Origin of the sequence: Myxococcus sp. SDU36 (genome assembly GCF_030168875.1) — a bacterium.
Taxonomy (GTDB): Bacteria; Myxococcota; Myxococcia; order Myxococcales; family Myxococcaceae; genus Myxococcus; species Myxococcus vastator.
In genome coordinates this window covers 1,015,966-1,033,493 of record NZ_CP077414.1, presented here as the reverse complement: position 1 = coordinate 1,033,493, position 17,528 = coordinate 1,015,966, and the positions used below count along the sequence as shown (strand labels likewise).

The 17,528-nt window shown below is 69.8% G+C and carries 14 protein-coding genes; 2 read left to right on the top strand and 12 right to left on the bottom strand.

What is annotated here, in order from left to right:
- Positions 1-14: 14 nt before the first annotated feature.
- Genes KGD87_RS04180 through trmFO form a run of 3 tightly spaced genes read right to left on the bottom strand, consistent with a single transcriptional unit; the run spans position 15 to position 5,343 of the window.
- Entirely contained in the window at positions 15-2,270 is a 2,256-nt protein-coding gene (locus KGD87_RS04180) for a kinesin (RefSeq protein WP_284666254.1), read from the bottom strand.
- A gap of 59 nt (positions 2,271-2,329) precedes the next feature.
- On the bottom strand, positions 2,330-3,973 hold the full coding sequence (locus KGD87_RS04175) for a TolB-like translocation protein (RefSeq protein ID WP_284666253.1): 1,644 nt from the start codon (positions 3,971-3,973) through the stop codon (positions 2,330-2,332).
- On the bottom strand, positions 3,970-5,343 hold the full coding sequence (trmFO, locus tag KGD87_RS04170; protein ID WP_284666252.1) for a methylenetetrahydrofolate--tRNA-(uracil(54)-C(5))-methyltransferase (FADH(2)-oxidizing) TrmFO: 1,374 nt from the start codon (positions 5,341-5,343) through the stop codon (positions 3,970-3,972). Before trmFO ends, KGD87_RS04175 begins: the two co-directional genes overlap by 4 nt.
- Before the next feature lie 272 nt (positions 5,344-5,615).
- Here trmFO and KGD87_RS04165 point away from each other — a divergent pair, with 272 nt between their 5' ends.
- Positions 5,616-6,008 (top strand): TraR/DksA family transcriptional regulator, encoded by a 393-nt coding sequence (locus tag KGD87_RS04165; protein WP_176418576.1) that lies wholly within the window; start codon positions 5,616-5,618, stop codon positions 6,006-6,008.
- Between the two features lie 42 nt (positions 6,009-6,050).
- Here the strand turns inward: KGD87_RS04165 and KGD87_RS04160 are convergent, their stop codons facing one another.
- The 8 genes from KGD87_RS04160 to pgeF form a co-directional block, all read right to left on the bottom strand.
- On the bottom strand, positions 6,051-6,608 hold the full coding sequence (locus tag KGD87_RS04160) for an ExbD/TolR family protein (RefSeq protein ID WP_284666251.1): 558 nt from the start codon (positions 6,606-6,608) through the stop codon (positions 6,051-6,053).
- 3 nt (positions 6,609-6,611) lie between these two features.
- Entirely contained in the window at positions 6,612-7,133 is a 522-nt protein-coding gene (locus tag KGD87_RS04155; RefSeq protein ID WP_284666250.1) for an ExbD/TolR family protein, read from the bottom strand.
- 19 nt (positions 7,134-7,152) lie between these two features.
- A complete protein-coding gene (locus KGD87_RS04150) occupies positions 7,153-7,890 on the bottom strand; it encodes a MotA/TolQ/ExbB proton channel family protein (protein ID WP_284666249.1) in 738 nt (245 codons plus the stop codon).
- Positions 7,891-8,050: 160 nt separating this feature from the next.
- Positions 8,051-10,615: a type I DNA topoisomerase gene (gene topA / locus KGD87_RS04145; RefSeq protein WP_284666248.1), complete on the bottom strand. Its 2,565-nt coding sequence runs from the start codon at positions 10,613-10,615 to the stop codon at positions 8,051-8,053.
- 11 nt (positions 10,616-10,626) lie between these two features.
- Entirely contained in the window at positions 10,627-11,748 is a 1,122-nt protein-coding gene (locus tag KGD87_RS04140) for a DNA-processing protein DprA (protein ID WP_284666247.1), read from the bottom strand.
- A gap of 138 nt (positions 11,749-11,886) precedes the next feature.
- Positions 11,887-13,092, bottom strand: a complete 1,206-nt coding sequence (locus KGD87_RS04135; RefSeq protein WP_284666246.1) for a LysM peptidoglycan-binding domain-containing protein — start codon at positions 13,090-13,092, stop codon at positions 11,887-11,889.
- A 26-nt stretch (positions 13,093-13,118) separates the two neighbouring features.
- Entirely contained in the window at positions 13,119-13,955 is an 837-nt protein-coding gene (locus tag KGD87_RS04130) for a tetratricopeptide repeat protein (protein ID WP_284666245.1), read from the bottom strand.
- An 84-nt stretch (positions 13,956-14,039) separates the two neighbouring features.
- Positions 14,040-14,801 (bottom strand): peptidoglycan editing factor PgeF, encoded by a 762-nt coding sequence (gene pgeF / locus KGD87_RS04125; protein ID WP_284666244.1) that lies wholly within the window; start codon positions 14,799-14,801, stop codon positions 14,040-14,042.
- 178 nt (positions 14,802-14,979) lie between these two features.
- On the opposite strand from pgeF, the gene KGD87_RS04120 reads away from it, so the two are divergent.
- A complete protein-coding gene (locus KGD87_RS04120; protein WP_284666243.1) occupies positions 14,980-16,917 on the top strand; it encodes a GGDEF domain-containing protein in 1,938 nt (645 codons plus the stop codon).
- 4 nt (positions 16,918-16,921) lie between these two features.
- Here KGD87_RS04120 and KGD87_RS04115 read toward each other — a convergent pair whose 3' ends face one another.
- Positions 16,922-17,515, bottom strand: a complete 594-nt coding sequence (locus tag KGD87_RS04115) for an SGNH/GDSL hydrolase family protein (RefSeq protein ID WP_284666242.1) — start codon at positions 17,513-17,515, stop codon at positions 16,922-16,924.
- Positions 17,516-17,528: the final 13 nt, after the last annotated feature.

The window sequence follows — 17,528 nt, the reverse complement described above, 5'->3', positions numbered from 1 at the left end:
GATTCGCGGTGGAGCTACGGCGCCTTGGCAGGAGCCGCGGCAGGCGCGACCGCCGCCGGAGCCGGCTCCGGCTGGGACGGCAGCACCGCCAGGCACGTGTCCTGCGACAACCAGCCCGCGTGGCAGAACCAGGTCAGCAGCGGAATCCGGACCTGCCAGAGCAGCACGAAAATCACCGCTAGGGTGACGGCCAGCTTCATCCAGCCAGACGGGCCCTCCGCCTCATCGTGCTCCTGCTGCCGAGCCAGCGCCGAACGCACCATGTCCATGCGGTCCACCCGGGCGTTCGCCGGCAGCTTCGGACGGCGCGTCACCAGCGAGGACAGCTCCGGCGTCAGCATCAGCCGGTCATTCAACGCCCAGCCCGAGCCCTCCAGCAGCAGCGCAAGGTTGCGCCGGCGCAGCTTCAGCCAGCCCAGCAACCCCGCGGGCGCCATCACCACGATGGCAATCAGCGTCGCCGCGGAGATGAGGTCCACCAGCGTCAGCGACTTCACCTGCGTCATGATGAACGCGAAGGACGACCCCAGCGCCGCCGCCGCCAGGCCGCCCGCCGCCACGATGCCCGCCAGGCCGCCCCCCGCGGGCGCCGCCGCGGCAGCAGGCGCCGCTCCCGCGGGAGGAGTCGCCACCGGCGGCGCGTTCGTCGCGTTCGTGTAGCCCTGCTCCAGCGTCGTATCGAAGGTCTTCTCGCCCGCCGACGCCAGGCCCTCCACCTTCTTGGTGATGAACGCGCCGATGCGCGTGAAGGGCATGGTCATCGCCTCCCACAGCGACACGGGCTGACGAACCACCTGCGTCACGATGGCGTCGCTCTCCACGCCGGCCACGTCGTAGAAGACGCCCCGCTTGCCCACCGCGAGCTCCGTGCTCCGGCCGCTCGTCACCGGCACCGCCACTTCGTACCCGGGCGCTCCGTCCTTCGGCGCCACCTGGACGTAGAGGATGCAGGTGGTCCCCAATGACGTCAGCGCGGAGTGCGCGGCCCGGTTCGTCACCAGCACCGACAGCGTGTACTTGCGCCCGCCCAGGATGAGCGTCCCTCGCTCCACCAGCGCCGACCGCTTGGGCATGTAGAGGCTGGGCATGCTGATGAAGTTGTTCGTGAACAGCAGCAGCCAGCGCTGGTAGAGCACCAGCCGCTCCAACTCGTTGATGGCGTCCAGCGTGGGCTTGAGCGCGAGGTCCGCCGCGCTCGCCGCGTCCAGGGCATCCAGGTCCGCGTCAGAAACCGACGGCAGCGTGTCCATCAGCTTGCGCACCGGGCTCGCCTCGAGCTGCGCCTGCCACGCCAGCACGCCGTCCGCCTTCGCCGCCAGCGCCCGCCACGTCGAGTCCGACAGCCGCTGCGAATCCCCCGTCATCGGCGTGGCGACGTCCGTCCGGAACGCCTCCAGCGCCTCGTACGCGGGTCCGCGCAGGAGGCGGGACCACTCCAGCACGCCCGACGCATCCGGCGGGGCAACAGGCAGGTCGCCCGCCGCCTTCCCCAGCGCCGCCACGTCACCCAGCGCGCCCTCCACCCGCTCCGCGCGCAGCCGCAGGCTCGCCGCTGCTTCGGGCTGCGCGGCCACCAGCCGGCACTGCACGAAGTACGCATCCAGCAGCGGCGCCACGTCGCGCACGCGCTTCGCCGTCTCCAGGCTGACGTCACCCCAGACGAACGCGGCGCCCTGCTTCTCCCGGTGCGCCAGCAGCGCCGCGCGCTCCTCGCGGAAGCGCTTCACCAGCGTCGAGTCCACGCCCGCCTGCCCCGCCCGGTTCGTCAGCGCGGAGAAGCTGGCCATCAGCTCCTGGGCCAGGGGCCGCAGGTGCTCGGGCAGGTGCGCGGGCGCGATGATGCCATCTCCGTTCTGCCCGGACTCGCGCAGGGCCTTCTCGCTCTCACGCACCTGCGCCAGGGAGATGCGCCCCACGTCCGTCGCCTTCAGCGTCCGGAGAATCCTCTCCGCCGCGCCGCGCAGGGGCCGCGCCTCCTCGCTGAGCGCGTCCAGCTCCAGCACGTCACTGGCAGCGTCCGCGCCGCGCCGGTCCTTGAGCTGCCGGGCCGCCCAGTCCACCGCCGCGCGCACCTCCGCCACGCGGATGCGGCCGTTGCCGTCCGCGTCCATCAACGTCAGCAGGCGAGGATCACAGCTCAAGCCCTCCAACGGGCACGCCGTGGCAATCCACTGCGTTTCTGGGATGCGGATCGCCTCCACCAGCACATCGAAGGAGGGAATGTCGACCTGGAGCGAGCCGCCGTAGCGGCGATAGATGAGCGGAGCCATTCGGGCGGCGGAAGTAAGCACACCGCCCGGCGAAGCGCACGAACCTCAACAGTCAAAAACTACGGCGTCGCGGGGACGCTGTAGATGCCTGCCTTCGGGCCCTGCGTAATCGCGTACACGGCAAGCGAGTCATCCTTGCCCCCGAAGGACACCGGCACCTGGACGCCCTGGTCCAGCGTCTTCCGCGCCTGCGTCTTCACGTCGTACACCGCCACGTCATAGGTGTCCGAGTCCATGCGGGCATACGTGACGAGCACCCGCTGGCCGTCCTCGGACAGCTTGTAGCTGAAGATGCCCTGCAGCCACGTGCGGGGGTCCGCCTGACGGGGCAGGTCCATGGCCATGAAGTCACACGAGCGCCCATTGCGGATGCAGTTGGAGCGGAACACCACCTGCCCGTTGCCCGGCGTGAAGCCATAGCCGAAGACGCCCTGCTGCACCTTCGCCGCCCGCTCCTCACCCAGGGTGTACAGCATCAGGTCCACCGAGTACGCGGGCTTGAGGATGCGCGAGAGGAACGCCACGTAGCGCCCATCCGAGCCCCAGACGAAGTTGGGCACCCGACCCCCCACCTGCTTCGTCTTCCCGTCCGGCAGCGCGGCCACCGACATCAGCCCCGCGTTCGCCGTCGAGTCATACTTCTCCAGGAAGCCCACCGCCTGCGAGTCCGGCGAGAAGGCCAGCTTCTCCACCTGCACGCCCAGCTTGCGCCCCGCGCCGCCCGTCGCCGGGCCCAGGTGCAGGTCCCCAGGCACGTTCGGCCTGCCATTCTCCGTGCGTGCCAGCCACTTGCTGTCGGGCGAAAAGGCAAACACGCCCGAGGCCACCGCCAGCCGCGTCGCCTTCAGCTCCGGCAGCGCCGCCAGGTACAAGTCATACAACCCCCGCACCGACTCGCTGCGCACCTGGAAGGCCACGCGCTGCCCATCCGGGGAGACCTCGTAGTCCCCCACCTGGTCCCCCACCTTGACGGGCGGCGCGTCTGGCTTCTCCACGGAGATGGCCGCCAGGCCCCCCGCCGCGGACAGCCGCCGCTTGAAGAGCAGCGTCTTGCCGTCCGGGGTGAACTGGGCCGTGCTGACCTCCGCCGCCACGTCCGTGAAGGGCCCTGACGGCAGCGTGCCCAGCTTCAGCTTGCCGCCATCCACGTAGGCCAGCTTCGTCCCATCCGGGCTGGGCAGCATGTAGCTGACCGCCGTGCCCAGCACGACGGGCGCCGCCTTCGCGTCCTCCAGCGACGCCACGTTCAGCGCGCCCGACTGCGTCGCCGGGTTGTAGCCGGTGACGAAGAGGACGTGCTTCGAACCCGGCGCCACCAACTGGCCGCCCGGGACGTTCGTCACGCCCTCGCCCAGCTTGCGCGGCTCGCCGCCTTCCACGGGCACCACGTACAGCTCGCCCAGCACCATCTGCGGCGGAATGCCGTCCAGCGCGGGCTTCTTCCCATTCACCAGGTACGTGGCGAAGCGGCCATCCGGCGTCACCCGCAGGTCCGTCACGCGGCCCGACGCCAGCAGCGTGCCCTGCCCCGCGCCAGGGGCACCGGGCGGAGTCGGCTTCTCCGCCGTCGCGGCGGCCTTGGTGCGCTTCACGCCCGGCGCCTCCGATCCGCCATTCTCACCCTGCTTGCAGCCCGTGCCCGCCATCACCAGCGAGGCCACCAGGCCCGCGGTCCACAGCCGCCCCTGCCGCATCCGCATCATGCGCTCCTCTGGTCATCGTGCTCGGGGGCGCCCGCCGCCGGGACGCCCGCGTGCGGCAGCCATGCCGCCAGGTCCTGCTTCGCTCGCGCCGAATACGCCGCGCGCTTCTCCGCCTTCTTCATCCGCCCGGTAATCGGCGGGAAGATGCCGAAGATGATGTTGGAGGGCTGGTGCGGGTAGTCCGGCGGGTGCGCTTCCCCCGTCACGTGCCGCAGCAGCGCGCCCATCGCCGTGGTGGCCGGCGGCGGCACGAAGTCCGTCCCCGTCAGCCGGGCATGCAGCGCCAACGCCACCAGGTATCCACACGCCGCGCTCTCCACGTAGCCCTCCACGCCGGAGACCTGCCCCGCGAAGTAGAGCCGGGGCTCCGTCTTCAGCGACAAGTCCTTCGCCAGCAGCCGGGGCGAGTCAATGAAGGTGTTCCGGTGGATCTGCCCCATCCGGAGGAACTCCGCTTGCTGAAGTCCGGGGATGAAGCCGCTGAAGATGCGCTTCTGTTCACCCCAGGTCAGCCGCGTCTGGAAGCCCACCATGTTCCAGGACGTGCCGCCCACGTCCTCCATGCGCAGCTGCACCACCGCGTGGGGCTCCTGGCCCGTGCGCGGATCTCGCAGGCCCACCGGCTTCATGGGCCCGTAGGCCAGGGTGTCGTCGCCACGCTCGGCCATCACTTCAATGGGCAGACACCCTTCGAAGTACTTGGGTTCCTCGAAAGCGTGCGGCACCACCTTCTGGCCCGCCTTCACCTCGGCGATGAAGCGGTAGTACTCGTCCTTCGTCATCGGCAGGTTGAGGTAGTCGTCCCCGCCGCCCTTGCCGTAGCGGCTCTGGCGGAACGCCACGTTCATGTCGATGGAGTCCGCCGACAGGATGGGCGCGATGGAGTCATAGAAGTAGAGCTTCGTCCCCACGTGGCGCTCCAGCTCCCGCGTCAGCGCGTCCGACGTGAGCGGCCCCGTGGCAATCACCACCGGGCCCTCTTCGGGCAGGCGCTCCACCTCGCCGGCCACCAGCTCCACGCCGGGCAGGCGCAGCAGGGACTGCGTAACCGCGGCGGAGAAGCGCTCGCGCTCCACCGCCAGCGCGTCACCCGCGGGCACCCGGTTCGCGTCCGCGGCGCCCAGCACCAGCGAGCCCAGCGCGCGCAGCTCCGCGTGCAGCAGGCCAATGGCGCTCTCCGGGTTGTCCGAGCGCAGCGAATTGCTGCACACCAGCTCCGCCAGCGCGTCCGACTTGTGCGCGGGCGAACGCTTCTGGGGCTTCATCTCCCGCAGCACCACCGGCACCCCGCGGCGGGCGAGCTGGTAGGCGCACTCCGTCCCCGCCAGCCCGCCGCCAATCACCGTCACCCGCTGCTTCTGATCCGCCATCCGCTTCCTCCAGGCCCGCGCCGCGGGGCCGTCCAGCAACTGTTAGCAGGACTGACACGCCCTGGCCCAGCGTCGATTCAGCCGTGTGCAACCCCACGCTTTCGCTCCGGACTCACGCCTGGCCGGCTGCCCAGCAGCCCGCCTTCGCCCCCGGCTGGAAGGCGCGGTTTCCCTACCTGGGTTGGACCCCTACGTTTCTCGCGTTCGCCGCTCGGGGGCGGCCTGCATCCGGGCGAGCGCCACTGAACTCGAAGACTGGGAGTACCGAAGCCATGGCCACCCGCCGAATCCAGGACCTGAACCGGGTCCGTGAACTCCTGCAGCGCCGCCGTCGGGAGATCCTCAGCGCCAACGAGGGTGCGCACCGCGAGCTCACCGCCCTGAAGAACCAGGAGCGGGACCCCGAGTACGAAGAGAACGCGCAGTCCGAGCTGGCCGACTACACCTTGTCCAGCCTGATGGAATCGCAGCGGCGCGAAATCATGCTCATCGACGCGGCCCTGCGCCGAATGGAGATGGGCGTGTTCGGCGAGTGCGTGGACTGCGGCTTCGAGATTCCCATCGAACGCCTGGAGGCCCTGCCTTTCGCCATCCGCTGCGAGGAGGACGCCAGCATCCACGAGCTCGAAACGCGCGGCGGCCCCATGGCCAGTCCGTCCCTCTGAGTCGCTGCGAGCGCGCGCTCCCGGCGCCACCCCGGGAGCGTGCTACTCGCCCTCTTTCTGGAGCACCACGAAGCGGTAGTTCTCCAGCTCGTTCTGCCCCGCCGTGTAGAGCACGGTGAGGAGCATGTCGTAGGGAACCTTCTTGTCCGCGATGACGGACAGCTCCCCGCTGAAGGGCGCGGACGGGTTGCGCGCGGCGATGTACTTCAGCTTCTCCACTTCCTTCTTGAGCTGCGCGTCCAGCGGCAGCACCAGCCGCCCCTGGAGCTGGTCGGCCGGGAACTGACCGTTCCGCAGCCGCAGGACTTCCCGCTCACCCACCAGCACGTTCCTGGGCGTAATCGTGACGGCCACGGTGTCCTTGGGCGTGGCGCGCGTGGAGGACACGGGCGGACGCACGTCCTCGGACGCCGTCACCGCCGCGGACGACGAGGCGAAGGACTTGAGCAGGAACACCAGGAGGATGGTCATCATGTCCATCATCGCGGTGATGTTCAGCTCCTTGATCTCCCCCGCCGCCTCGCGCTCCTTGCGCTTCTTGCGCGCCAGGGCCCGGCGGTAGCTCAGCCGCGCTACGGCTTCCGCGTCAGGCGTGTCCATGGCTCAGATGGCTCCCAGCGTGACGTCCGGGAACAGCAGCCGGCGCTCGCGGCCCTGCGTCTCACGGATGGCGTCCAGCGTCTGCGTCAGCGTCTCGTAGGGGACGTCCGGGTCCGCGCCCACGATGACCTTCGTCTCCTTGGGGAAGGCGGACTTGATCTCCACCATCTTCGCGTTGAGCGCGCTGAAGTCGTGCGCGCCGTCCGCCTTCACCGGGATGGTGGGCGTGCCCGCCTCGCCGAGGATGGCGTTCTCACTGCTGACGAAGTGCCCCTTCTTGGAGATGAGCACGGACAGCGTCAGCTTGGGCGCGTCATCAGGGTTCTCCTGGGCCATGCCCGTCGTCGGCGCGCCGTAGGCGGGGGCGTTGACGTTGATGATGCCGAACGTCGTCAGGCCGGTGATGGACAGCAGCATGAAGATGATGAGGTTCATGAGGATGTCGAGGTACGGGACGATGTTCAGCTCGCCCGCCTCTTCCTCCTCACGAACCTTCAGCTTGCGCCGGGAGTAGTGGAACGCCATGGCCGCGTGCCCGTGCGCGCTACGACGCGCGCGCCTCGAGCTCCGTGGTGGCCGGGTCCACGGAACCGCGGCGCGACAGGAGGTTCTCCAGCTTGAGCGCGTAGAGCTCCATCCCCTCCACCATGCTCTTCGCGTACGACGTGAGGAACAGGTGGAAGACGATGCAGATGACGGCGATGGAGAGCGCGAAGGCGGTGTTGTTCATCGCCTTGGAGATGCCGTCCGACAGCAGCACCTGCTTCTGCTCCGCCGGCACGTTGCCCAGCGCCTGGAACGTGCCGATGAGGCCGAAGATGGTGCCCACCAGCCCCACCAGCGTGGCGATGTTCGCCAGGGACCACAGCCAGGGGATGCGCTTGGACACGTTGGGGCTGTGCTCGACGATGGCCTCCTCCACAGCCTTGGAGACCTCAATCTCCCCGCGGTTGGCGTTCACCAGGCCCGCGCGGACCACCTTGGCCAGCGGCGCGTTGGGCGCCATGCCGCACACCTTCACGGCGCGGTCCAGGTTGCCGCTGCGCACCAGCTTGGCGATCTGCTCCATGAAGGGCGGCGCGTTGAGGTTGTAGCGGAACACCAGGGTGACGACGCGCTCCAGCGCGACCGCCAGCGAGCACGCCAGCCAGAACAGGTTCACGAACATGAACGGTCCGCCATCCTTGAAGAACTTGATGACGGAGTCCGTGACGCCCAGCTTGCCCCCTTCCGTGGCCGCGAGGGTCACATCCAGCAGCAGCTCGCTTACCGAGGGAATCATTGCGCCCAGAGTCCTTTCGACGCCCGCCCCCCGGGGCGCGCCCCTGCGGATGCGGGCACCCGTTCGACGTTCCCGGGGAGGGAGCAGCCTGGACTTCTAGGGCGGGCCCGCCAAGGCTGTCAAGCCGAGGACGGGCCATGCCCATGTAACTACTGGGCTTTCAAGCAGCCGAGGAGGCTTCGGGTGACCCACCCGGGCCCCCGGGCTGCTCGGTGATTTCGCGCCGGTAGTCGCACTCCTTGTTGGGGCACGCCACGTACGGACCGTCCCGCTTGGAGAACTTCTGGAGCAGGTAGGGCGACGCGCAGGTGGGGCACGGCTCGGCCAGGGGCCGGTCCCACGCGGCGAACTTGCAGTCCGGGTAGCGGTTGCAGCCGAAGAAGATCTTCCCACGGCCGCTGCGGCGCTCCGTCAGGTAGCCCTCCTTGCACTCCGGGCACGACACGCCGATGGAGATGGGCTTGGACGTCTTGCAGTCCGGGTAGCCGGAGCAGGCCAGGAAGCGCCCGAAGCGGCCCCGCTTGATGACCATGGGCTTGCCGCACTTCTCGCAAATCTCGTCGGTGGTCTCCTCCTCCACCATGACGATCTTGCCCTCGGCGTCCCGCTTGAAGTCCTTCGTGTTCTTGCAGTCCGGGTAGTTCGAGCACGCGAGGAAGTGCCCCATCTTCCCGAACTTGATGACGAAGAGGTTGCCGCACTTCTCGCAGGGGATGTCCGTCTTGATCTCCTCCCGCTTGACGTCGCGCATCTCCGCTTCGGCCTTCTCGAGCGTCTCCTTGAAGGGCCCGTAGAAGTCGCGCAGCACCGCCTTCCAGTTGGCGCCGCCCTCGGAGATCTGGTCGAGCTTCTCCTCCATGCTCGCCGTGAAGGTGACATCCAGCTCGTGGGGGAAGTGCTTGACCAGCATCTCGTTGGTCATGTTCCCCAGGTCCGTGGGCCGGAAGCGCCCCTCCAGCTTCTCCACGTACTTCTTGTCCTGGATGGTGGAGAGAATGGCGGCGTAGGTGGACGGACGGCCGATGCCGCGCTCTTCCAGCTCCTTCACCAGCGTGGCCTCGCTGAAGCGCGGGGGCGGCTGGGTGAAGTGCTGCTCGTGCAGCAGCTTCTGGAGGTTCAGCGCGTCACCGTCGTTGAGCACCGGCAGCTCGCCCACGGCGTCGGCGCCCTCCGCGGCGTTGTCGTCACCGGCGGCCTTGGCCTTCTCCTTCTCCGCCTCTTCCTCCGGCGTCAGGCCGGCGCCGTACACCGCCAGGTAGCCGGCGAACTTCAGCGTGCTGCCAGAGGCGCGGAAGGTGGCCCGGCCCGCGGCGATGTCCGCGCTGGTCTGGTCATAGACGGCGGGCTTCATCTGACACGCGACGAAGCGGTTCCAGATGAGCTCGTAGAGGCGGTACATGTCCTCCTCGCCCATGGCCTCGAAGAAGGGCTTCACCCGCTCCGGCGGGTACTCCAGCGACGTGGGCCGGATGGCCTCGTGCGCGTCCTGGGCGCTCTTCTTGCTGCGGTACACCATGGGCTCGTCGGGCAGGAAGTCCTTGCCGTACTTGCCGCCGATGAACTCGCGCACCTGCGTCACCGCGTCGTCGGACAGACGGGTGGAGTCCGTGCGCATGTATGTGATGAGCGCCGTCTGGCCCTCGTCACCCAGCGGCACGCCTTCGTAGAGGCGCTGCGACAGCGTCATCGTCTTCTTCGCGGTGAAGGACAGGCGGTTGGCCGCCTCCTGCTGGAGCTTGGAGGTGATGAACGGCGCGGGCGCGTTGCGGCGGCGCTCGCGGCGGTCCACCTTGGCGACGACGAAGTTGGCCGTCTGGAGCTCGGCGACCAGGCTCTCCGTGAAGACGCGCTCCTTCAGCTCCACCTTCTTGCCGTCCAGCTTGGACAGCTTGGCCTTGAACGGCGGAGGGCCGGAGGGGCCCTCCAGCAGCGCGTCCAGCGTCCAGTACTCCACGGGGACGAAGGCCTTGATTTCGTCCTCGCGCTCCACGATGAGCCGCACCGCCACGGACTGCACGCGGCCGGCGGACAGGCCGCGGCGCACCTTCTTCCAGAGCAGCGGGGAGATTTGATACCCCACCAGCCGGTCGAGGATGCGGCGCGTCTGCTGCGAGTCGTAGTTGTCCTGGTTGAGCTGGCGCGGCTGGGCGATGGCTTCCTGGATGGCCTTCTTGGTGATTTCGTTGAAGGTCACCCGGAGCGCGTCGGGATGCGCCAGCTCCTCCTTGATGTGCCAGGCAATCGCCTCGCCCTCGCGGTCGGGGTCCGTGGCCAGGAAGACGCGGTCGGCCGACTTCGCCATCTTCTTGAGCTCGTTGAGGACCTTCTCCTTGCCCTTGATGACCGTGTACTCGGGCCGGAAGTCGTGCTCCACGTCGACGCCCATCTTGCTCTTGGGCAGGTCCTTCACGTGACCCACGGAGGCCTTCACCGTGTAGCCGGAGCCCAGGTACTTCTTGATGGTCTTCGCCTTGGCGGGAGACTCCACGACGACCAGGTAATGCGGGCCCTTGCCACGGGGCGTGGCCTCCTCCTCCGCGTCTGCTTCCACGGAGGGGAGTTCGTCCTCGTCGCCCTTCTTGGTGCGGCGGCGGGCCGCCGTCTTCTTCCTGGCGGCGGTCTTCTTCTTGGCCGCAGGCTTCTTCTTGGCGGCGGCCTTCTTGGCGGGCGCCTTCTCCTCGGCCGCCTCCGTCTCTTCCACCTTCTTCTTCGTCCGCGTGGCCATGACTCTCCTACCTAGATTCTTTCGTACAGCCTTCCGGGGTGCTGGATGACCAGCCCCGTCAATTCCAGCTCCACCAGCGCGCTGGCGAGCGCCGCCGGTGAGTAGGTGCTGCCGACCAGCACCTCGTCGAAGCTCCGGGGAACCCGGTCCAACATCGCGAAGGCCCCCTTCGCTTCCACGGAGAGGTCCTCCCACGAGCCCATCGTCCCAGGAGGAACCGCCGCCAGAGGATCGACTTTCAGCACCCTCCACACATCATCCGGGCCCAGGCACGCCGCCGCCTCCCCGTTGCGCAGCAGCGCGTTGCAGCCGGCCGCCGCCTCCTGGCGCACGTCGCCGGGCATCGCGAACACCGGCCGCCCCTGCGCCCGCCCCGCCTCCGCCGTGTACAGGCTCCCTGAGTCCTTCCCCGCCCTCAGCACCAAGACTGCGTCGGATGCCCCGGAGATGAGCCGGTTGCGCCGTGGAAACGTCGTCGTGCTCGCCCGGACGCCGGGAGGCAGCTCGCTGAAGAACACGCCTCCTCGGTCCAGGAAATGAGGAAGCAGGCGGGCTTGCGCCGTGTCGAGTGCATCCAGGGCGGACCCCAGGAAGGCCCACGTCTCTCCCCCCACCTCCAGCGCGCCCCAGTGACAGGCCCGGTCCACCCCCGCCGCCGCCCCGGACACCACCCCCACCCCTGACTCCGCCACCTGCCGGGCGAAGCGCCGCGCGAACGGGAGGAAGCCCTGGTCCGGGTGACGGCTGCCTACCATGGCCAGCCGGCGCCGCGGCAGCCCCGGCACGCCCCGGTAGAAGAGCACCGGCGGCGCATCCTCCACCTCGGCCAGCCGCGCTGGATAGGCCGCCTGCCCCTGAAACGCCACCTTCATGCCGGACGCCCGGCAGGCTTCCCACACCCGCCCCGCCACCGGCGCCAGGCGCTCCACGGAGGCGAGCCTGCGACGAACCTGTGAGGAAACCGGCGCCTGGGACACCCAGTCTCGCACCGGAGTCGCGGCGAGCGGCGCCAGGCCTCCGTCCGCGAACGCGCGCAGGGCGGCCAGCGTCCTCGGCCCCAGGCCGGGAACGGCCCAGAGCGCGAGGCATGCTTGCTGCTCCGCCGTGAGGCTGTCCGTCTCAGCGTCCGCCATACCCGTCCCCCGCTCGATACCCACCTATATAGAAGGTGGGGCCGCTGGGAGGGGCGCGACACATAAACACCGGACCGCCACCGGTCAAGCACTCAGCCCCTCCATCCGAGGGGCGCATTGCACTTTTCCTGCCGCCGCTCAGCGGCTGGCCGAGGGCGACGCGCCCGGGGCCATGTGGGCGCGGTCGCCGGGGACCAGCTCCTCCAGGGAGCGCATCATGAGGCAGTTGGAGGTGCGCTCCTTGACCTCGGTCACCATGCACCCGCCGATGTTCCGCCAGGGGTAGGCCTGCTCCTCCTTGGACGGCTTGCGCACGTCGTGGCCCAGCACGTGGCGGGACGGATCGCCCTTGCGGAGGATGGTGAAGGTGTTGCCCAGCTCCACGCCGTCCGCGCTGCCCTTGTCCACGACGATGCTGTGGTTCTCACCCAGCACCGTGAGGTACGGCACCAGGGCGGTGATGACGGTGCCGTCCACCTGCTTCGTGTTCGGCTTCGGCGCCACGCGCGCGGTGAGGCGCTCACCCACGGGGCCCACCAGGTCGCCACGCTCGATGCCGTCCCAGGTGTCCATGATCTGCGCGGTGACGATGCCGTCGCCCACGCGCTGCACGCGCAGGGTGCCCACGAAGTCGGTGAGGTAGCCCAGCGGGCGCCCGGTCGCCGGGTGCTTCACCGCCTGGGTGGTGTGATAGACGACGTAGCGGTCCCCCACCTTCACGTCACCCTTCCGCTTGAAGCGCACGTAGACGCTGTCCGGGAAGGAGAGCATCACCGCGTTGGAGGGCGAGCCTTCGATGCGGCCGGCCTCGTCCAGTTCGCGCTGGGTGACGAAGCCCTGCGTCGTCACGGGGACGGAGCCGGCCACGTCGTAGCCAATCTTGCCCGTCACCGTGACCTGGTCGTTGGAGGCGAACTCCGTCGGAGCCGAGATGTCGCCCTCGTCGACCACCATCTCCGTCACCTGGGTGGGGACCTCCTCGCCCGCGGCGAAGAAGCGCACCTGGTTGCCGGGGTAGATCCAGTGCGGGTTGGCGATCTCCGGGTTGTAGGACCAGACCTTGGGCCAGTACCAGGGGCTGCCCAGGTAACGCTGGGACAAGTCCCACAGCGTGTCACCCGACTCCACGGAGTGGACCTCACCGGGCGCGCTCTCACGGCCCCGGGGCGCGCCGGGAGGAATGGCGACGGAGGTCGGCGGCGCGGAGTCGGGCGCCTCGTCCATCACCTCGGCGCCGTCCATCTCACCGCCCGTGTCCTGCTCTTCCTCGTTCTCCTGCTGGGCGTACGCGGTCGGCGCGACGGCGAGGCTCAACATCAGCGAGGTGAGAATCCGGGAGCGCATCGCGGGACGTCCTTTCGAAAGAAACATCACTGGGGGATCGCGGCGAGCCGCTGTTCCGCCTGGGTAGCAGCCGCCGTCCCCGGGAACTGGGTGACGACGCGGGTGTAGAGCACCTTGGCATCCGCGGCCTGGTTGAGCCGCATCCGGCACTCGGCGAGCCGGAGCATGCCGTCCAGCATGGCGTCCCCGGCGGGATACGTGTTGATGAGCCGCTCGAACGTCTGCGCGGCCCCGTTGAACTCGTTGAGGCCAATCTGCCCCAGCCCGCTGAAATAGAGCGCGTTGTCGGCGCGCGGGTGACGCGGGTATTCGTCGGCGAAGCGGCGCAGCTTCTCCACCCCGCCCTCCACGTTGCCGGTGCGGAGCATGTTGACGGCCTTGTCGAACTCCGCGTCGAGCACGTCGGGGTCCTGCTGCGCCCCCGCGTCCTCGTTCGACGCCACCATGGTCGCGGCGGGCCCTTCCTCCGGCGCGGGGCTGATGAACATCTCCATCTGCTCGTCGTCCGGCTCCAGCACCGCCACGGCGGTGGGCAGCTTCGGCGCGGGCTCATGGCGCGGCTTGAGCTTCACCACCGCCAGCTCCGGCGTGGCGCCCAGCGACGCCTCGGCGGACGCCTCCACCTTCACCGGGATGGGGCGCGGAGTCGGGCGCTCACTGGAAGCCCCCGCGCGCGACACGGCGTCATGCGCCTCCAGCCGGGCCACCCGCTCCACCAGGCGCTCCTGGGACGCGCGCAGCGTGCGCAGCTCGGAGCGCAGCGCGCTCACCTCCGCCTCCGAGGAAGCGGTGGTGGCGCAAGCACCCAGCGCACACAGGGGCGCGGCGGCGAGCAGACGGAAGATGACGGAGCGCGCGGGCACGGGCCTTCTTCAGCAGAGGGGTCCCCCCGAGGATAGGAAGGCCCGTCGGAGAGCGTCAAGAAATCGGCCCCCCACACCGGGTGGCTAGAAGCGGTGTACCACGTAATTGAGGTGCCGCCCCGTCCGCCCCGCGTCCCGCCGGTGGGAGAAGAAGCGCGTGGGTTCACACGCAGTACAGGCCTGTAGCACGTCGACGTGGGCTGGCTTGAGGCCCGCCCCCACCAATGTCCGGCGCACCGCGCGGGTCAGGTCCAGCCGCGGCCTTCCTTCCACCCACCGCACCACGTCCTCCCCGAAGCGCGCGCTGAAGCGCCGCGCCAGCTCCTCTGACACCTCGTAACAACAGACCTGTATCGACGGGCCCACCGCCGCCAGCAGCCGCTCCGGCCTCGCGCCGCGGGCCACCAGCACCTCCACGGCGCGCGCGCTGATGTCCGCGTCCGTGCCGCGCCAGCCGGAGTGCACCGCCGCCACGCCGCGCCCATCCGGGTCCACCAGCAGCACCGGCACGCAGTCCGCCGTGCCCACCGCCACCCAGCTTCCCGGTACCTGCGTCCACAGTCCGTCCGCCTCCCCCTCCGTGGGGCGCAGCCCCTGGGCCCCCTCCCCGCTCCGGGCCTCCACCACGCGATCACCGTGCACCTGCGACACGCGGCTCAGCGCTTCGAGCGGCGCGCCAGCGGCCCGTGCCAGGCGGCGGTGGTTCTCCTCCACGCGCGCCCGCTCGTCGCCCACGGAGAACCCCAGGTTGAGTGACGCGTACGGCCCCTCCGAACAGCCGCCAGCGCGGGTGGCGAAGCCGTGCGGCACGGGCAGCAGCGCGGAGGTGAGAAACTCGGTCGACATGGAATCTCCAGGAATCCACCTGATTGCTGCACCAGGAGGTGATCCAGCGTCAGCGCAATCGTAGGATGATTTCACCGCTTCGTTTGACAGGTAGCGTCAGCCACCTGACAATTCACGGACCGCCTGAACTCCGTGCAACCAGTCCGAAACCCCGCGCTCGAGAGCTGCGAGCACCCGCATGCCCCTGGGTCCCGACACCGTTGGTCGCAAGCTGCTGTGGAGCATCGCCCTGCCCGGGCTGCTCGTGGCGCTGCTGGGCGTCGGCCACTTCTGGCGTGAGGCGCGGGTCGCGGTCCAGGATGCCACGCAGGTGGAGTCGCTGGCGCTGGCGGAGTTCGTCGCTTCCACCTTCACCCTTCCGCAGGCGCGCGGGGCTCCGGCCCATGGCGCGGTGACGGAGGTGATGCGCTCCGACACCCGGCTCTTCCGCTCGGTGGAGGACGTCCGGGTGCTGACGCCGGACGGGCGCATCCTCTGGTCCCGCCGCACGGGTGAGGAGGGCACGACGCACCCGGAGGCCGCGCGGCTGACGGCCCCGGGCCCCGAGCGGGCGCGCTCGGTGGCGCGGATGACGGAGGTCATCCGTCCCCTCGGCGGGCCGGAGTGCGCCGGCTGCCACACCGCTGGCGACGTGCCGGGCGCCAGCATCCTGCAGCTGCGCATGGCGGAGCCGGCGCTGCACCAGGAGCTGTCGTCCGTGTTCGGCGCGGCGCTCGGCTCCATGGGCCTGTTCGTGGTGCTGCTGGCGCTCATCACCGGGCTGGCGCTGCACTTCGTCCTCACCCGCCCGCTGCGCAAGCTGAGCGCGGCCATGCGGCGCGCGGAGGCAGGCGACCTGCTGGTGCGCGCGGAGGCGCGGGGCACCGACGAGTTCGCGCGGCTGGGCGCGGCGTTCAACCAGATGCTGGCGCGGCTCACCTCCATGAAGGCGGAGGAGATCGACACCCACCGCGACCTGGAGCTGGTGAAGGAGAAGCTGGCCCTCAAGGACGAGCTGGAGGACCGCCTCAAGGAGCTGTCGCTGCTCTTCGACGTGGCGCGCTCGCTCAACGCCACGCTGGAGCTGGATGAGCTGCTGGACGCCGTCACCCGGCTGGTGACGGAGCGGCTGCGCATCCCCGAGTTCTCCATCATGTTGATGAACCCGGAGGGCCTGCTGGAAATCAAGCACGCCTGGCCGGAGGGCCGCGGCGCGGAGAGCCTCACGTTCGCGCTGGGCGAAGGCGCCTGCGGCCGTGCGGCCGAGACGCGCAAGGCGGTGTACCTGCCGGACACGGCGGACCGCTCCAGCGTGTTCGCCAAACCGGACCTGGTGAAGGGCGGGCTGAACACCGGCGCGCTGCTGGCGGCGCCCATGGTGCACATGGAGACGCTGCTGGGCGTGATGAACTTCCAGCGCCCCCACGTGGCCAGCTTCTCCGCGGAGGAAATCGAGCTGCTCACCGCGGTGGCGGACGTGGTGGCCACGGCGGTGAAGAACGCCCGGCTGCACGCGGAGACGGTGAAGCTCACCATGACGGACCCGCTCACCGGCGTGCCCAACCGCCGCCACCTCTTCCAGCGCATGGAGCTGGAGCTGGCGCGAGCGAACCGCTTCGGCACCCCGCTGGCGCTGCTCATGGTGGACGTGGACCACTTCAAGCGCATCAACGACCTGGCCGGCCACCGCGTGGGTGACGAGGCGCTGCGCCGGGTGTGCGACGTGCTGCGGCTGCGCGTGCGCAAGGTGGACACGCTGGCGCGCTACGGCGGCGAGGAGTTCGTCATCCTCCTGCCTCAGACGAACAAGACGGAGGCCATGGAGGTCGCGGAGAAGCTGCGCCGCGCGGTGGCGGAATCCGTGGCGCTGGTCCAGCCGGGCCTGCCGGGAAACCACGTCACGGTGTCCATTGGCGTGTCGCACTTCCCCTCCGACGCCTCCTCCCAGGAGGAGCTGGTGGACGGCGCGGACGCGGCGCTCTACTTCAGCAAGCGCACCGGCCGCAACCGCACCACCCTGTACGAGGCCGGCATGGAGCTGCACCCGGGCCGCGAGCGGGGCCCGCACACGCCCGCGGCCGAGCCTCCCTCCGTGACAGCCGCCCCCAAGCCTCCGGGGGGCGTGGCCAAGGCGTAGGCGCTCAGCGGCGCACGAGCGTCTGCACGGTGGGCAGCATCAGGTCCGCCCACTCCTCATACCCCTCGGCGGACGGATGGAAGCCGTCCTCCGAGAAGAAGTGGGGGCCCTTGGGAATCATGGCCTTGCTCGCCGTGAAGAGGTCCACGTGGTGCATGCCGTGCACCCGGGCCACCTTCGCGATGGCGGCGTTGAAGGGCTCGAGGCGGCCTTCGTACAGCGCCGCGGGCACCAGCCGCGCCACCGGGGCCAGCGCCAGGTCCACGAGGTTCACCACCACCAGCGGCGCCCCGGTCTGCTTCAACCGGCGGGCGATGCGGTCCAGGTCGTCCTGGAAGTCCTCCAGGGGCGTGCCGCGCCAGACGTCATTCGTCCCGATGCCCAGCGTCACCAGCGTGGGCTGCGCGGCAACGGCGCGCTTCACCTGCCCCGTGAAGACGTCACGGATGCGCGCGCCGCTCTGCCCCAGGTTGCTGAGGCCCACGGGCAGGCCGCCCGCGCGCAGCCGGGAGGCGAGGCGCTCGGGGTAGCCCCCACCTCGCGCCGCCCCCACGCCCACGGCCGAGCTGTCTCCCAGCGCGACGTAGTTGACGCTCATCCGCCGCTCCCTC

Coding starts and splice junctions, on each gene's coding strand:
- KGD87_RS04180 (WP_284666254.1), bottom strand. CDS start 2,270: ATGGCTCCGCTCATCTATCGCCGCTACGGCGGCTCGCTCCAGGTCGAC.
- KGD87_RS04175 (WP_284666253.1), bottom strand. CDS start 3,973: ATGATGCGGATGCGGCAGGGGCGGCTGTGGACCGCGGGCCTGGTGGCC.
- trmFO (WP_284666252.1), bottom strand. CDS start 5,343: ATGGCGGATCAGAAGCAGCGGGTGACGGTGATTGGCGGCGGGCTGGCG.
- KGD87_RS04165 (WP_176418576.1), top strand. CDS start 5,616: ATGGCCACCCGCCGAATCCAGGACCTGAACCGGGTCCGTGAACTCCTG.
- KGD87_RS04160 (WP_284666251.1), bottom strand. CDS start 6,608: ATGGACACGCCTGACGCGGAAGCCGTAGCGCGGCTGAGCTACCGCCGG.
- KGD87_RS04155 (WP_284666250.1), bottom strand. CDS start 7,133: ATGGCGTTCCACTACTCCCGGCGCAAGCTGAAGGTTCGTGAGGAGGAA.
- KGD87_RS04150 (WP_284666249.1), bottom strand. CDS start 7,890: ATGATTCCCTCGGTAAGCGAGCTGCTGCTGGATGTGACCCTCGCGGCC.
- topA (WP_284666248.1), bottom strand. CDS start 10,615: ATGGCCACGCGGACGAAGAAGAAGGTGGAAGAGACGGAGGCGGCCGAG.
- KGD87_RS04140 (WP_284666247.1), bottom strand. CDS start 11,748: ATGGCGGACGCTGAGACGGACAGCCTCACGGCGGAGCAGCAAGCATGC.
- KGD87_RS04135 (WP_284666246.1), bottom strand. CDS start 13,092: ATGCGCTCCCGGATTCTCACCTCGCTGATGTTGAGCCTCGCCGTCGCG.
- pgeF (WP_284666244.1), bottom strand. CDS start 14,801: ATGTCGACCGAGTTTCTCACCTCCGCGCTGCTGCCCGTGCCGCACGGC.
- KGD87_RS04120 (WP_284666243.1), top strand. CDS start 14,980: ATGCCCCTGGGTCCCGACACCGTTGGTCGCAAGCTGCTGTGGAGCATC.
- KGD87_RS04115 (WP_284666242.1), bottom strand. CDS start 17,515: ATGAGCGTCAACTACGTCGCGCTGGGAGACAGCTCGGCCGTGGGCGTG.